The sequence below is a fragment of the Cellvibrio fibrivorans genome (assembly GCF_031457055.1).
GTDB lineage: Bacteria > Pseudomonadota > Gammaproteobacteria > Pseudomonadales > Cellvibrionaceae > Cellvibrio > Cellvibrio fibrivorans.
In genome coordinates, this window is record NZ_JAVDVX010000004.1 from 104729 (window position 1) to 120927 (window position 16199).

At 46.4% G+C, this 16199-nt stretch carries 10 protein-coding genes; 5 read left to right on the forward strand and 5 right to left on the reverse strand.

The features are described from left to right. Positions 1 to 212: 212 nt before the first annotated feature. From J2X05_RS11795 to J2X05_RS11815, 5 genes are all read left to right on the forward strand, one after another. Positions 213 to 959, forward strand: coding sequence for a murein L,D-transpeptidase catalytic domain family protein (locus J2X05_RS11795; RefSeq protein ID WP_310072671.1), 747 nt, complete (start codon positions 213 to 215; stop codon positions 957 to 959). Positions 960 to 1164: 205 nt separating this feature from the next. Then, on the forward strand, positions 1165 to 1956 hold the full coding sequence (locus tag J2X05_RS11800; protein ID WP_310072672.1) for a 3-keto-disaccharide hydrolase: 792 nt from the start codon (positions 1165 to 1167) through the stop codon (positions 1954 to 1956). Positions 1957 to 2062: 106 nt separating this feature from the next. Next, entirely contained in the window at positions 2063 to 5296 is a 3234-nt protein-coding gene (locus J2X05_RS11805; RefSeq protein ID WP_310072674.1) for a hypothetical protein, read from the forward strand. 211 nt (positions 5297 to 5507) lie between these two features. Next, positions 5508 to 7370, forward strand: a complete 1863-nt coding sequence (locus J2X05_RS11810) for a TonB-dependent receptor plug domain-containing protein (protein WP_310072675.1) — start codon at positions 5508 to 5510, stop codon at positions 7368 to 7370. Positions 7371 to 7715: 345 nt separating this feature from the next. After that, the gene (locus tag J2X05_RS11815) at positions 7716 to 8321 is read left to right on the forward strand and encodes a PEP-CTERM sorting domain-containing protein (protein ID WP_310072676.1); all 606 of its coding nucleotides are present in this window, start codon (positions 7716 to 7718) and stop codon (positions 8319 to 8321) included. Between the two features lie 190 nt (positions 8322 to 8511). Here the strand turns inward: J2X05_RS11815 and J2X05_RS11820 are convergent, their stop codons facing one another. The 5 genes from J2X05_RS11820 to J2X05_RS11840 are packed head-to-tail and all read right to left on the reverse strand — an operon-like array spanning position 8512 to position 16055. Then, entirely contained in the window at positions 8512 to 10020 is a 1509-nt protein-coding gene (locus J2X05_RS11820) for a tryptophan halogenase family protein (protein ID WP_310072677.1), read from the reverse strand. Positions 10021 to 10065: 45 nt separating this feature from the next. Further along, a complete protein-coding gene (locus tag J2X05_RS11825; RefSeq protein WP_310072679.1) occupies positions 10066 to 11547 on the reverse strand; it encodes a tryptophan 7-halogenase in 1482 nt (493 codons plus the stop codon). Beyond that, positions 11547 to 13046, reverse strand: coding sequence for a tryptophan halogenase family protein (locus J2X05_RS11830; RefSeq protein ID WP_310072682.1), 1500 nt, complete (start codon positions 13044 to 13046; stop codon positions 11547 to 11549). Before J2X05_RS11830 ends, J2X05_RS11825 begins: the two co-directional genes overlap by 1 nt. A gap of 1 nt (position 13047) precedes the next feature. Further along, positions 13048 to 14514 carry a tryptophan 7-halogenase gene (locus tag J2X05_RS11835; protein ID WP_310072684.1) on the reverse strand — a complete coding sequence of 489 codons (1467 nt, stop codon included), beginning with the start codon at positions 14512 to 14514 and terminating at the stop codon, positions 13048 to 13050. Beyond that, entirely contained in the window at positions 14511 to 16055 is a 1545-nt protein-coding gene (locus J2X05_RS11840) for a tryptophan halogenase family protein (RefSeq protein ID WP_310072686.1), read from the reverse strand. Before J2X05_RS11840 ends, J2X05_RS11835 begins: the two co-directional genes overlap by 4 nt. Between the last annotated feature and the right edge of the window lie 144 nt (positions 16056 to 16199).

Here is a 16199-nt window from a genome sequence, read left to right on the forward strand (position 1 = left end):
AGAGCGCTCCTGCGCGCTTAATACAACGAGGGTTTATTCCCTAAAATTAGAACGAAAACGCGAAATATGGTCTGCTTTTTGAACTTTAGTTATTTGCTGCATTCCTATCTGGATGCTAGCATTCCAGCATCACCAGTATTAACTGGTACAACCATAAATTTCCATAGCAAGGCCGCTACAACTTTAATTACCCAGAGTATTCGGGGCTATCCATGTTGTACACGACCCTTAAGGGCCTGCTTTTTTCGGCCTGCATAAGTTTTTTATTCGCGTTAAATGCCGCTGCGACACAAGATCGCCCTGCAAACCCTTTTAGCTACACCCCCTTCAGCAAAGACCAGACGCCTCTTGCACTGCTCAATAAACTCAGCCGCGCTGCGCCCGCCGCCAACCCCAAAGTGATTGGACTGGCATTGTCTGCACTCGATTGTGCACTAACCCAAGGGATGTCACCCGCGCGCAACCTGACAGTGATTGATTACTCGCTGGTCTCCACCAAACCGCGCCTTTGGGTGTTCGACTTGGTCACCGGCAAACTCCTGTTCCAGGAGCTGGTCGCCCACGGTATGAATACCGGCAAAAATTTTGCGCGCAATTTTTCCAATACCTACGGTAGCCGTCAAACCAGTTTGGGATTATTCCGCACCAAAGAAACCTATGTTGGCGCCAATGGCTACTCATTGCGCATGGAAGGTTTGGAAAATGGCTTTAATGACAAGGCAATGGAGCGCGCGATTGTGTTCCACGGCGCCGACTATGTGGATTTAAAGCTCGCTAAAAAATTAGGCCATCTCGGCCGCAGCCATGGCTGCCCGGCAGTGCGCAGAGGCGTAGCACGCAAAGTAATTGATACCATCAAGGGCGACCAATTTTTATTTTCTTATTATCCCGATCAGCAATGGTTAGCTAAATCCCAGTTTTTAAATTGTTCGGGCAGCCAACGCTGGGCACAAAAGTAATTTCCACTTCTCGCATTCCCCCTGTTTACGGCGCTTTTACAGCGCCAATCCCGCTCTGTAAAGCTGTGTTAACAAACCCTCCATTTATCAGATAATTTTATCAAGCTGTGTAAAAGCATTCGCCCAGTCTGCATTTAACCGCTATAACTAAAATCAAAAAACACAACCATAACAATCACCACGAAAAACATCAGGGTCAAACTCCATGAACAAGCGTTTTTTACAGCGAGGATTAGTCCCCGCCATCGGCATTATCAGCACTGTATTTGTTTGCTCGACAACCTGTGTAGCTGCCACAGAAAAAAAAGAACCTTGGCAACTCGCCGAGGAGACCGAAGTATGGGAACCTGTTCCCGCTGTTATCAGTGTACCGTCATCGGGCATCCCCTCTGATGCGACTATCTTGTTTGATGGTAAAAACCTGAGCCAATGGCAAGGCGCTGAAGGTGGCGAAGCCAAATGGAAAGTGGCCGATGGCACCCTGACCGTTGTCCCTAAAACGGGCGACATTAAAACCAAAGAATCTTTTTGCGATGTGCAATTGCACGTTGAATGGAAAACCCCAACGCTGATTACCGATGAAAAGGGTAAATTGCTAGAGAGCCAGGGGCGCAATAACAGCGGCGTATTTTTGCAAGAGCGCTACGAAGTGCAGATGCTGGATTCCTACAACAACAAAACCTATCCCAATGGCCAGGCAGGTTCGATTTACAAACAATCGATTCCGTTGGTGAATGCGTCGCGCGCGCCGGGCGAATGGCAAACCTACGATATTATTTTTACTGCCCCCAAATTTGATAGCGCACAAAAACTTACATCACCCGGTTATGTGACTGTGCTGCACAACGGTGTGTTGGTACAAAACCATTTCGAAATCCAGGGCGCCACCGAATGGATTGGCAAACCTGTCTATAAAGCCCACGGCTGCGCCCCTATTCGTTTGCAAGATCACGGCAATGCGATGAACTTCCGCAACATCTGGGTGCGCAAACTCTAATTTCCCGCTCTATCCGCTGACAGTTACTTATTGCTCTAACTGTCGTCTGTTTGCGCCGCAGTGAATTCACTGCGGCGCTTTTTTAATTAGATCACAGGTATAGATTATGTCTCTCCTGAAAAAAATGTTGCTCGGGTCCTTTGTGATTTTCAGCACACAGGTTTACGCACAAAACACCGCAGATTATTTCAAAGCTAGCAGCGACTGGATCAATGCCAGCAAAGTCAGCGCAGTCGGAAATAAATTGCAAGTAACACCAGCCAAAGATGGCAATATTCTTGTGCTTAATGCCAAAGGCAGCAGCGAACACTTGAATACGAATGAACATATCGGCGACTCAGTATTAGAAACAGAATTTCTGGTTCCCGAAGGTAGCGATGCAAAACTTTATGTGCAAGGTCGTTACGCAATAGACCTCAAAAATGTCAACAATGAATGGCAACGCCTTTACGTTACATTTCGCGCGCCGCGCTATAACGAAGCCAGTGCGAAGGTCGATGCGGCATTAATTATGGAAGTGCGTGTCAACGGTGAAACTGTGTTGGTAAATGATATCCGCACAGGCATGAGCGAAAACGCCAACATCGGCTGGGAGAATCCTGCTGGCCAAACCAGCTTTCTGGTGAAAAAAGGCCAGCTCGCATTGCGCAATTTCTCCATTGCGCCTGCAGATTTTTCATTGATCACCATGCCGAAAAAATCCGGTGAGGTGACCAACGAAAAAGAGCTGGTCGATTTTGTTGCGCTCGGAAAAGAAACCTTCGAATCAGTTGGTTGTAACGCTTGTCACTCAGTGATAAAAAACGATTCCGGTGTAAGTACCGGCCCCAACCTCTACGGTTTGTTTAAACGCGAACCGCGCGACCGCGAAATTGTGGAAGGTGGTGAAGGCCATAGATTTACGATAAAAGCAGATCGCCAATATCTGCATCGCAGTATTCGCGCCGCTACCGATCAGTTAGCCGTTGCTGAAAGCGGTGCAAAAAAAGGCGAAGCCTTTATGCCAATCATGCCCGCATTTTCAGCACAGGTTTTAAGTGATTTACAAATCAGTGCAATCGGTGATTACCTCGCCACACTCAATGACCTACGCGACCAAGGCCCAATCATTAAATTGCTCGCGCAATCGGGCGCAGAAGAATACGACCCGCTTGCTGATCGCTTGCAATTGTTGGTCGATGATGAAGTGCGCATCCAACGCGGCCCGCTAGTTGGTGTTTCCGGCCGTGCAATTCACGTGGGCTCCCCATGGGGCGTTAACTATTCATTTGATCCGCGCCTGCTTGCCATTACCAAAATTTGGCAAGGCGGCTTTTTGGATATGACCGGCGAATTTACCAATCGCGGCGGCAAAGGGTTGAAGATGGGTTTTGAGAGCCGCGAAATTAATTTTGGCGGTCAGGAGTTTTTATTCGCACCATTAAATGCGCAAGGCAAGATAATCGACTTCTCGTTTAAAGAGGCAAAATTCGGCGATGTAGAAACTATCAAGGCATCGCTCAATAGCAAAGAAGATCACCTGGCCCGCGTCGCGTCTATGGATGCGCAATTTTTAGGTTATACGCGCAACTCCAAACAAAAAAATGAGCTGCCAACCTTTAATTATCGCGTCGGCAAAAACACCCTGAAAGTCCAAACGGCAATTGCCGCCAATGGCGATGTAAAAATCACCTTGAATGGCGATATAAAAACGGCGCAGCAATTTTTACTCAACACGCAACTCCTGCAAAACGTAGCAGTGAGTAAAGGTGAAATCAGCAACGGCCAATGGACTTTACCTGCGGGCAGCAACTCCGCGACGCTCACTGCAAAAATGCAAGTTGCGGCCAACGTCTGGCATGCAAAAAAATCAGCATTTGATTACCGCAAACAACCTATCAGAATTACCGAAGCCAAAGCGGATTTGCCTGCAGGCTATAGCATCGAAAGTTATTATCCGCCCAAAGATAATTTTGGTCGCGAGCAATTATTTGAAGCACTGGGTTTATCGCTAACGCAAGACAACACGACGGTCATTGCTACACGCACTGCGGGAATCTGGCGCATGGTGAAAGGCCAATGGCATTTATTCGCCGAAGGTACTTTTGACAGCCTTGGTGTATTAGTCGAAGACAAAAAAGGCCTCACGGTTATCGCAGGACAAAAAGCGGAACTCACGCGCATCAGCGACACCAACGGTGACGGTATTGCTGACAGTTACGAAACCTTATTCGATGCCCACTCCTATCACGGCAATTACCACTCTTATATGCACGGCCCTGTGCGCGGTGGCGATGGTGCTTACTACATCAGCATCAACCTCGCCGATGGTGGCGACGGCTCCACGTATAAAGCCGGTGGTAAATACATGGGGTCTCAAGGTGGTTTATCTGGCTGGAATATTCGCGTTGAACCCAACGGAAAATTCGCACTCTGGGCGAATGGTTTGCGCAGCCCTGCCGGTTTGGGAACTGGCCCTGATAATCGCCTCTGGTATTCCGATAATCAGGGAGAATATATGGGCACCTCGAAAATTTTTGTGATTGAAAAAGATAAATTTTACGGTCACCCATCAGGCCTTGTTGATTTGCCAGGCATGACACCTGACTCGCCCGACATTGCCTGGGATAAAGTCCAAAACAAACGCACCAATGCAGTTATTTTGTTGCCGCACAACCGTGTTGCCAACTCACCGGGCAATCCTGCGTGGGACACCACCAAAGGAAAATTCGGCGCGTTTGCCGGGCAAATGTTAATGGGCGACCAAACCCAGTCGAATTTGTTGCGCATCGCGTTTCAAACAGTTGATGGAGTTGAGCAAGGTAGTGTGATGCCGTTTATCGATGGTTTGGAATCCGGCGTTATGCGCCCGCTCTTTTTGAAAGACGGCAGTTTACTGCTCGGCCAAACTGGCCGTGGCTGGCAGGCAAAAGGCGGCCACGTTGCGAGTTTGCAGCGCATTGTGTGGGATGGAAAAACCATTGCTCCAGCAATTACCCAAATGCTTGCAACACCAAGCGGTTTTGCCATAGAACTAACGCAAGCGGTTGCAGCCAACATCGACGCTGAACAGTTGAAATTCTTGCTGACAATTGAATCCTGGGTCTATCGCGATGCACCGGATTACGGTTCAGATGAATTAGGTTTGCAGCAAGATGCCATCAAGTCAGTTGCCCTGAGCGAGGACCGCAAAACTATTCGAATTGATCTGGCATCACTGGCGCAAGCAAAAATTCACCCGCAACAAACCGCGCGGGTTTATCATGCCCAGCTGAAAACCAAAACGCTGTTCACTGGCAACGCACCGGAAAAAATGGATGCGTATTACACCTTATATAAGTTTCCTGCTACAAAAAATTAATCAGATAAATTACCCAAGAGCGATGAAAATGGATTCCGGCATTTGCTCCGGGGCGCGCAGTCCGGGACCGTGCGCAGCATGGATGCTGTGCCCGAGCCTACAGGGATGTATTCACGGCGAGTCTCAGACTACGCGCCTCGGAGTGAATGACGGAGTCCATTTGTCTCCCAGCTAAATACCAAATTACCAAACACAGAAATTAAGGTTTTAAATGAAAAATTTCCGTTCATCTCCATTATTCCTTGCAGTAATCGCATTACCCGCTTTCTCCGCCACCGAAGAACTTATCGTCACCGGCAGCTATAGCCCGGTGACTAATGAACAATTATCCTCTTCTGTTTCGGTTCTTAATAAAGAAGATTTGCTGCAACTCAGCAACCACAGCTTGATTGATGCATTGCGCCAAGTGCCCAGCCTCTGGGTGGAAGAACAAGGTGGCCCCGGCGGTATTACCTCAATCGCATTGCGCGGCGCTGAAGCAAACCACACATTAGTATTACTCGACGGTGTGCAACTCAATGATCCCACCAATACCCGCGGCGGTGCATTTGATTTAAACGGAATTAATATTGAATCTATCGAGCGCATTGAAATTATTCGCGGCGCACAATCAGCGGTATACGGTTCAGATGCCCTCGCTGGTGTGATTCATATCATCACCCAAACACCTGGAAAAAAATCCACCACATTAAATGCCAGCCTTGGCAGCGATGATTACAGCAGCGTCGGTGTATCCACCAGCGGCAGCATCAACAAACTCGGTTACGCATTCAGTTTGCAGGGCAAAGATGCAGGCGAACCCGTTGCAGGCAGTACCGCAAAAAATACCGAATTTACCAGCCGTTTAAATTGGCAACAGGATATCCACGCACTGAATTTCAGCTACCGTTATTTTGACGGTGAACGCACCAGCTTCCCTGAACAAAGTGGTGGACCGGAGTTTGCTGTTGGGCGCGATTTGGATATCAGCGAATATAAAGACCAAAGCGCTGCATTAAATTGGGTAGCGCAAGTTAACAACATCTGGCAAAGCAAGGTGAGCGCCAGCTGGTACCAACGCGATGAAGACCTTACCTCCCCCGGCATAATCCCTTTCGATGCAGTTCCGCCCAATGGTTCTGTAATTGACTTTAATCGCACCCAATTTAGTTGGGTCAACACCCTCGGCGACCAACAAAAAATCTGGGCAAACCTTGGTGTAGAAACCAAGCAAGAAGATGGCACCAGTGAAGGATATTTATATTCACCCGATGTATATCCCATTAATTTTGCACTGGACCGCCAGATCGATAGCGCCTTTATCAATCTAAACACCTATGCAACTGAAGCCTGGTTAGTTCAAGCCAGTATTCGCCGCGATGATACTGACGGTTTTGATGCAAATGAGAGTGGCCAAATCGGCACCAAATATACACTAAACGATAACTGGACGTTATTTGCTAATTGGGGTGAAGGTTTTAAATTGCCGAGCTTTTTTGCACTCGGCCACCCACTGGTTGGCAATCTTGATTTAAAACCAGAAACAGTAGCCACACGCGATGCAGGTTTTGAATTTAATAAAAATTCATTTAACGCACGAGTCAGCTATTTTGACCATCACTATCGCAACTTGATTGATTTTGATTCTGAAACATTTAAAAACGTCAACCGCTCGCGCGTCGAAACTAGCGGTGTTGAATCTGAATTTAATTGGCAAGTACAACAAAACCTCAGCTTACGCGCACATGCCAGCTACACCGATATCGATATGATTTCTTCTAACAATCATTTGCTCGGCCGCCCACAAGTAACCTACGGCACATCCGTTAACTATCAATTAAATGATGCATGGAGTTTCAACGCGCAGTACATGCGTGTAGATGAACGCTTCGCAGTGAGCCGCTATACCGGCACAGATGTTGAGCAAACACTGGCGGCCTACAACCGTTTTGATGCAAGTGTACACTGGCAACTCAATGCGCAAACCCAATTGGGTTTAAGTTTGGAAAATCTTGCGGATGAAGACTACTACACCGACATAGGTTTTCCCGCATCAGGGCAGCTCGCCAAATTGAACCTGCGCCTAAAATTTTAGGTTTTAAGCCACATAAACAAAAACGCCCAAGTACTGTTCTTGGGCGCTTTCATCTGTAGGTTGTACACGCCTCGCAAGATGAGCTTAAGAGCAGGCATCCCCTTCGGTCATGTCAGGTAGACAGACCCCTTTCGCTTCAGATCAGCGCTATCCAAAACACCTCATCCCGCCGCTCAAATTTCAGTCGAAAAAATTTACATCGCCCTTTAAACCTCCTCCTCAACAATACACTAACCATTTGTTTTTAATAGTAAAAAATCACATGGCACACATTATGCTGCTAGCCCCGTGGCTTAGGCTATTTTTAACTCACTCATTTTGGCTAAAGTAAAAAGGACGACTAACATGAAACTTATCAAGATCGCAGCTGCGGCGCTCATTACATTGAGCTCATTCGCAGCACAAGCAGGACTGATGTACATTGATGGGGGCGCCAACTTACCGGTACCCACAAACAATTACTTCAAAAACGTGCTCAACCCACAGACCTACAATATCGGCGGCAACCTCAAAGCCAACCAAACAGAATCCCTGTTTTTAAGCTTTGAATTCCTGGGTAAAGAAGCTGGCTGGACCAACACTTTCACATCTGAAGGCAATACCATCACCACCAGTGGTGGCTCCTTCTCATACAGCAAGGCTTACACCCTGGGTGAATTGATCCAATTCACCTTCAAAACTGGTGGTGCCGTTGTCCCTAACACTGTAGCTAACGGCAACAACAATGACGGTGAAGAGCTCGTATCATTTGCTATTGCATTGGACACTGAGTTTGACGGCGTTATGTATGATGCCATCCTGTTCTTTGATGACACAGGCGGCTACAAAGATGACGACAACCACGACGACTTGGTAATCGGCATCAAGGCAAGTGTCCCAGAATCATCAACTTTTGTATTGATGTTGATGGGCTTGGCGGGCTTGTTTGCGGCGCGTCGATTGAAGGCTTAGTTAATTTGAGCCGAAATAAAAAACCCGACTTCGCGTCGGGTTTTTTAAACGTTATTGATATTGGATAAATAATTATACTTAGCAAGTGCTGCAAGAAAACGAAAATCTAGCTAAGTCTTAAACTGCTAGATACTTATGACTATCAGCTTAAATTTAAATTAGTGCATACACTCATGCCCGATCACTCAATCTATTTTTCTGCTTTACAGTTCTCCGCAATGTATTGTGCATGGGTCGGCATGTAATCTACCGATTTATCGATGACTCGCTTGACACTTGCGAGCCGCTGGGAAATCTCTTCTGTTGTCATTCTATCCACTAACGGGTGATACGAACGAGGACGAATACCTTGTCCATGCATCACCTCAAACCAACTAAGATCATTAAACATTTCATTATTGTTGCGATAAATGCGTCCATTTTTTTTAAATTGCTCAATCTTCTGAGTAAGTGATTCGGGCACATCCATTGTCCGGCAATAATTCCAAAAATCTGAGTCATTGCGTTCGGTCGCATGATAATGAAGTATCAGGAAATCGCGAATTTTTTCAAATTCGAAATCAGCCTGACGATTGAATTCGTCGATATCCTCTTGATCAAAATTTCTATTCGGAAAAAAGCTCATAAAGCGCGCGATAGCCGACTGAACTAAATGGATACTAGTAGATTCCAATGGCTCCATAAATCCGCTCGCCAAACCGATAGCTAGACAATTTTTATTCCAGAATTTTTTGCGTTTACCCGTTAAAAATTTCAATAGCCTGGGCTCTGCCAAAGGTTTGCCATCCAGGTTGTTCAGCAATACTGATCTAGCTTCATCTTCACTCATAAAATTATTTGAAAATACATGTCCATTACCAATGCGGTGCTGCAACGGAATACGCCACTGCCAGCCGGCGGCATGCGCAGTTGAGCGGGTGTATGGAAGGGGGTCTCCGGCACTCTCACAGGGGACCGCCCATGCGCGATTACAAGGCAACCAATGACTCCAGTCCTCATAGCCAGTTTTTAAAGCCTGCTCAATCAATAGTCCACGAAAGCCCGAGCAATCAATATAAAAATCTGCTTCATAGTTTTCGCCAGACTCCAACTGTAGGGATTTTATAGAACCGGTGTCCGAGTTTAGAATGACATCGACGACCTTACCTTCAGAGCGAATTACACCGCGCTGCTCAGAGTACTCACGCAGAAAGCGTGCATACAAACCTGCGTCAAAATGGAATGCATAAGCAATGTTGGATAAGGGCGAATTGCCTGCATCAAATGGTCGCATGAATTTACCCTGCTCACTTGCAGCACCACTGATGGTGTAACTCCCAAGTTCCTGTGCATTTCCCTCCTGCGCCATTTTCAGCCAGTAGTGATAGAATTGAATTGACTCCATATCCTTACCCAAATCACCAAAGGCATGAATATATCTATCTCCTTTGCGCCCCCAGTTTACAAATTGAATGCCCAACTTAAATGTACCTTGAGTTTTGCGGACAAATTCATTTTCATCCAAATCCAATAGCTTATTAAACAATTGTATCTGCGGAATTGTTGCCTCACCCACACCCACTGTCCCTATCTCTTCAGACTCGATAAGTCTTATCTGACAATAGCCAGGCTTAATCAATTTAGCTAGGGCGGCGGCAGTCATCCAACCCGAGGTTCCACCACCAACAATAGCTATGCGTCTAATATTATTATCTTGCATAAAACCCACCTAATTGCGTTACAAACGTAACTCTGAAGAAAAAGACTAATTTCTTAAAAAATAATTAATGTATTCATCCAACGACGGTGCTCGATCGCTGGCACTCTTCACTTGAGTTTGACGCTGAGCCGCCAGCGATGCAATTTTTTCCAAAGGGATTGAATCGAAACACAATCCTCCAGTCATCGGAGCAACCCCAAATCCAATAAATAAATTAATCCATTGATCGCGAGTCAGTAAGGGGGACAAATAGTTCGAAATAACAGCACCGGACTTGAACAAATTTATGCTATGCACCGCATCTTCATAAATTGCTGGTTCAACTAACGCTTGTACCTGCGAACTCGTTAAAGCCGCAGTCAGCAACAAGAAAATAACAATCAATTGTTGATGTTCCCTCGTCGTGATCAACGATAACCGATTAAACTCTTCACTTGCACCTGACATCGCTGCCGAGCATGCATAGCAATCGAGTAAATGCATCATGTTTTGACGGGCGGCTTCTCCGTACCCAGAAATCATATCCCATGGCACGTTGACAGCAGGAGGTATGCGAACATAATTCCCCTGCCAACGAGCAGTATCATTAAAATCAAATTTACTCTTCTGTTCAGTTTTTACTCCGGATAAATCCAGACAAAGTTCCCGCACATTATTAATTGCAAAATTGTTATCGTTATTCTGAGTCTGGGTGCCCTCTTGCTGAAATGCGTAAAGGCGCATGCAAAATGTTGATTCAATATGCGTACGCGAAAAAAAACGTCGGCCGCGCACCCGCATGTGAGCCAAGGCTCCACCACCATTTTCAATGCCGTTATATTGCCTGCAAGTAATATTTACCGACGTCAACGATTCACTATCATCCCTTGATAAACCTGCAGATGAGAGATCAATAAAAAGTTTCGCAGCAACATCTCGCTGCTGGTCCAGTCGCAGAAAATCGATATGAGTTGCAGAGCTGTCACCTGCGGGAGTTACCGTTTGCGCCCTGCACTCGGTCACTCCCAGAGCCAAAGCCCGCTCTCGCAACAGGTCAACATAACTTGCCAAGTGTAATTGCAAACCCACACCGAGCGATTGATAAATATCATGAGGCACCCGCTCTGGATCGATAAATTTGCCAGCGCGCGCCATAGTTGCGGCCAGCGAAAGCTCGGCCTGGTGGAAGTCACCATAGGCAAGTAGTGAAGCCATAATTGACCAATCCACTTCCGCAGATCCAGCCAGGCTAGATCCATATGAGTGAAAAAAATAGCGGGCAGGTTCTTCAGCTGAAATATCAATACCCAACAACGGACGGGCAATTGATCGGCGCACTAATTCTTTTGCACTGATACCTAACAACTGATGAAATCGCCGAATAGACGGCGAAGCTGAAACGATTACGGCCTCATTTACACCTTCCGCAAAGCTGATAACAACTATTCTCGGGTTGAGCATATTTAGCTGTTTCGCCAGCAAGAGCGCCAGTGTCCAACAATCACTGGGGCTACCCACTATCGCAACGTCATATATTTTTTCTGCCATCAACTATGCTCCTCGTTGTTCAGCAGATGATTTATAAATAACTCGGCGCTCGGCATCTCATCAACTAATTGAGCTATTTCGTTGCGCATCCTCGCCAAATACCCCGCAACTGTAGCCTCCGAATATCCACCTACCCGCGGGTCAAAATGCTGAGGAATAACACCCTGGCCGATACAAACTGCTGCATAAACACCATATTGCAGATGATCCACATGACCAACCTGCTGAAATATATTTTGTCGCTGCACAAGAGAATCTGGCAGGCTCATCGTTTGGCAATAGCGCCAAAAAGCGGAGTCGTCACGTCGAGTTTCGGCATAATGCATGATTATAAAATCGCGAATACGCACATATTCTGCGGTGACTCGCGCATTGAATTCGTGCTGCAACAATTGCTGATCGGCTCGAGGAGAAAATAAATCGAGCAACGCTTTTATACCGACTTGGATAAGATAAATACTGGTCGACTCCAAAGGCTCCAAAAATCCTCCAGAGAGACCAATCGCAACACAATTTTTTCGCCACTGCTGCTGACGCATACCCGCCACAAAACGAAACTTGCGCGGTTCCTCAAGCAAAGCAGCCCCTTCGAGCTGGGATAACAAGTGTTGGTATGCCAGATCATCCTGCATAAATTCGCTCGCATACACACAACCATTACCAACACGATGCTGTAAAGGTATTTGCCAACACCAGCCTGCAGAATGGGCGGTTGCTCGGGTATAAGGGCTTAGTCCAACCACTTTGGTGGAGGGCATTGCGAGAGCGCGATCGCACGGCAGCCAATGTGCCCATGATTCAAATTCGGCCCCCAAAGAACCGTTGATTAACAGCGCACGAAAGCCTGTGCAATCAACAAAAAAATCGGCCTCAACAACCTCGCCTGACTCCAAATGCAGTGAACAAATATTCCCTGTTACTGGATCACACTCAGTGTGTTTAACTTTTCCTTCCAGACGCACTACCGAACGATCTTCGGCGTAACGTCGTAAATAACTTGCGTAAAGTGCTGCATCAAAATGAAACGCGTAGTTGTAGCTGCCTCGCCAACCTGTATCATCGGATTGTGGATAGGCAAAACGATTTTTTTTAATTGCAGCAGCGGCTACGGAATAATCGTCGAACGAAGCCGCATTGCCCGATTGATAAGCACTCACCCAGAAATGTTGGAATTCAACACCATTTATATCGAATCCTACTGAGCCAAAGGGATGAATATATTCCTCACCAAGCTCACCCCAATTACGAAATTGGATACCCAATTTGAATGTTGCTTTAGTTGCACGAACGAAATCTGCCTCATCAATACCCAAAAACTGGTTAAAGTGACGGATGTGAGGAATGGTGGATTCTCCAACTCCTACAGTCCCGAGCTCTTCGCTTTCGATTAGCCTTAAAGATAAGGGCATACCCGAAAATTTTTTCGCGAGTGCAGCCGCGGTCATCCACCCTGCTGTACCGCCACCCAAGATCACCATCCGAGCATTATTGGTGGCCATATTAGCGCTCCGCATGATTATTTTGACTGCGCAACAGGTCATTGATATGCGCTACCTGTTGGGGAGCATTGGCTACAATCTCCCGAACCTTATTGAGAATGCTTTGGAAAAAATCCGGGAACTCATTGTCAGCTCGTTCAAGCCTTAACGGCGGAAAGTGGATTGGCCATTTTTTTAGCCCCATGAGTAATGAAATCCATTCTGCCGTAGCTGGGTATCGCTCATCGCGGTGAGGTAGTCGCGAGGATGCTATAAATACTTCTACCTCCTTGCGTAATTCGGTCGGAAGAGATTGTAGATCGGACAGTTCGCCACCTTGAATCAACCAATAGCCTAGCAAATGCATATCCCTAACCGAACAATATAAGGTGTTTGCAAGGCGGTTGTACTCTTGCGCAAGGCTCGGTTGGAATGGGACAGAAGGCCAGAGTCCAATCAATAGCGCCAGCTCTTGCATAAGCAAATCCAACTCAGATACTAACAAGTTGCCAGGACGAGCGGCAGCAAGGCCAAGAGCCAATTTGCGGCCCTGCCAAGGCCGACAGAGGCAACCGTATGTATTTTGCCGCAGCGTTTTTTTCGCCGCTGAATGCGGCGACTGAGTTAAAAATTTGTCAAGCACGATTTTATTGCCAAGGTATTCGTAAGAAACCCCCGTGCGCAAGGGTATTGCGTTGACAAGACTATCAGAACTAAACACAAGACTTGAAGTTGGATTCGGATTAAAATCGTTAGCAACAAACAGACGAGTAGCGTACTGATTTCCAAAATAATGAGTCCAGTCATGAACCTCTTGATTGGGCTCGCTGGAAATACCCTCCTGAATATAGGATGCATCTATAACGAAATCAGCAGTGTGACGCGCACCAGCTGAATCCAAAGCCTCCCCTTTCACTGCCTCATTTTTTTCTTTGCAAGGCGCGGTAACTTCATTTACAACTGTAATGCCGAGGTATGTCGCATAGCGAAGCAGTAGTCGGGTAAACGGAATTATATTTAAGTGTAACCCGGAGTAATTCTGCTCTTTTTTTTGCGCACCAGCCGCCGATACATGCCGCTGCAAATCAATTACTTTCCCATATTTTGATAATTGGGCAGTTACACAAAAATCATCATATCTGGCTTCCGGCCACAGAAAACGCTCAAAAAGCTGATGAAAATCCTGAACCTCATCTGATATACCGTAATCATCAACCGACCAATAGAATTCTCGTCCATATGACTCATCGACAATATGATGAGCTAAAAAATAAGTACCGTCACATAGTCTCAGCAATGATTCCTGAGTGAGCTCCAGCACAGATAACAAACTTGAAAGCTCTCGCCTGACACTGACCGCACCATTGGTCTTCAGCTCGTTGTAACTCAGGGTTACTTTCAGGTTAGCGATTTTCTTTTTTAACGAGCAGGCGACGAGCAATGAATGCCACGAATTGCCTAACACCAATACCGACTCAAGTCCCCTCATACCACACCGTAAAGACTTGCAGCAACGGGCTGCTGGTTAATACCAGTCGCGCTTAGCTCTGCTTCCAAAACATCATTTGTCATAGGCATCGCCTGCACCTGCAATTCCAGCTTTTCCCGCATCTTTTGCATTTCACCGAGCACAAAGGCGTCGGGATAATTAAGAACACGAGTATCGAAATTGACTTTACCAACTCCCTGCCCAAGATATACAGCAAGCCAACTCGGCGACATAAAAAGACCATTTTGATAACGTTCTACATGCCCGGTAGCTCGGAACAATTCAATACTACGTTCAAGTGACTCAGGCAGTGCCATATTCTGGCAGTAACGCCAGAACTCTGAGTCATTACGCTTGGTTATTTTATAATGCAGAATTAAAAAATCGCGAATCCGGACATACTCGGTTTCCATTTCCTTATTATAAGCATCACGCAATGTAGACAGATCACCCGTCCCCGGAAAATACTCGAGAAACTTTAGAATTCCCTGCTGAATGAGATAGATACTGGTTGATTCCAGTGGTTCAAGAAACCCACTAGACAAGCCGATTGCAATGCAATTTTTTTCCCAATTTTTTTTTCGTCTTCCAGCAGTAAACTTCAAGAAATTTGGATCCGCCAGCGGGTAACCATCAAGATTAGTCAATAAGTTTTGCAAGGCATCTTCATCAGTGATCGCCGAACTGGAATACACCATTCCGTTACCCGTGCGATGCTGAAGCGGGATTCTCCATCGCCACCCCCAAGGCTTGGCATGGGCAACGGTATAAGGTTTTGGCGGTTCTACACGCTCACAAGGAACGGCGACAGCTCTATCGCAAAGCAGCCAGTTTGACCAGTCATCAAAAGGTACTGATAGTTTTTCGGCCAATAAGATTGCGCGAAACCCCGAGCAATCAATAAAAAAATCCCCTTCTACAGTTGCGCCGGAATCCATTTGCAAACTTGAAATGGCACCGCTAGTGGCATCGGTCATTACGTGAGACAAGCGCCCCTCAATACGAACGACGTTACGCTCCTCTGCATATTTTCGCAGAAACTTTGCATAACGTCCGGCGTCTATGTGATACGCGTAACTGAATGCATTCTTGCCATTAATTGCGTTGGTTTCAGGAAAAGCAAAACGTTTTTTTTCTGCCATCACCACGGCAAGGGAAAACTGATCAAATGCCGGTGCCACACCTGAAGCCATAGCGGACAACCAGTAGTGATGAAAATCAATACTCCCTACAGGGTAACCGTGCGAACCAAATGGGTGGATATAAGCAGCCCCTAATGAACCCCAATCGATAAATTGAATTCCTAGCTTATATGTAGCCTTAACCGCTGAAAGAAACGCCCGCTCTTCAATACCCAACATATTATTGAAATAACGAATATGGGGAATAGTCGCTTCGCCAACACCAACGGTACCAATTTGCTCGGATTCGACCAAGACAACTTGATAGTTCTCAGGCAGAAATTTTGCACAAGCTGCCGCTGTCATCCAGCCAGCTGTACCACCACCCAAAATTATTATTTTTTTTAGTTCATTAAACATGGAAGAACTCTCTAACCCAAAGCACTATTCCAGAATAATAGACTGGAACTGTCAAATCGGATCATCGGGGGATACAAATGCAAAGATTTGGAATAAAAAAAAGCGCACAACTTCCGTTGCGCGCTTCTCCTAGCGTATTAAAAC

Excerpts from the sequence above, each read along its gene's own strand:
- J2X05_RS11795 (WP_310072671.1), top strand. The coding sequence starts at position 213 with ATGTTGTACACGACCCTTAAGGGCCTGCTTTTTTCGGCCTGCATAAGT.
- J2X05_RS11800 (WP_310072672.1), top strand. The coding sequence starts at position 1,165 with ATGAACAAGCGTTTTTTACAGCGAGGATTAGTCCCCGCCATCGGCATT.
- J2X05_RS11805 (WP_310072674.1), top strand. The coding sequence starts at position 2,063 with ATGTCTCTCCTGAAAAAAATGTTGCTCGGGTCCTTTGTGATTTTCAGC.
- J2X05_RS11810 (WP_310072675.1), top strand. The coding sequence starts at position 5,508 with ATGAAAAATTTCCGTTCATCTCCATTATTCCTTGCAGTAATCGCATTA.
- J2X05_RS11815 (WP_310072676.1), top strand. The coding sequence starts at position 7,716 with ATGAAACTTATCAAGATCGCAGCTGCGGCGCTCATTACATTGAGCTCA.
- J2X05_RS11820 (WP_310072677.1), bottom strand. The coding sequence starts at position 10,020 with ATGCAAGATAATAATATTAGACGCATAGCTATTGTTGGTGGTGGAACC.
- J2X05_RS11825 (WP_310072679.1), bottom strand. The coding sequence starts at position 11,547 with ATGGCAGAAAAAATATATGACGTTGCGATAGTGGGTAGCCCCAGTGAT.
- J2X05_RS11830 (WP_310072682.1), bottom strand. The coding sequence starts at position 13,046 with ATGGCCACCAATAATGCTCGGATGGTGATCTTGGGTGGCGGTACAGCA.
- J2X05_RS11835 (WP_310072684.1), bottom strand. The coding sequence starts at position 14,514 with ATGAGGGGACTTGAGTCGGTATTGGTGTTAGGCAATTCGTGGCATTCA.
- J2X05_RS11840 (WP_310072686.1), bottom strand. The coding sequence starts at position 16,055 with ATGTTTAATGAACTAAAAAAAATAATAATTTTGGGTGGTGGTACAGCT.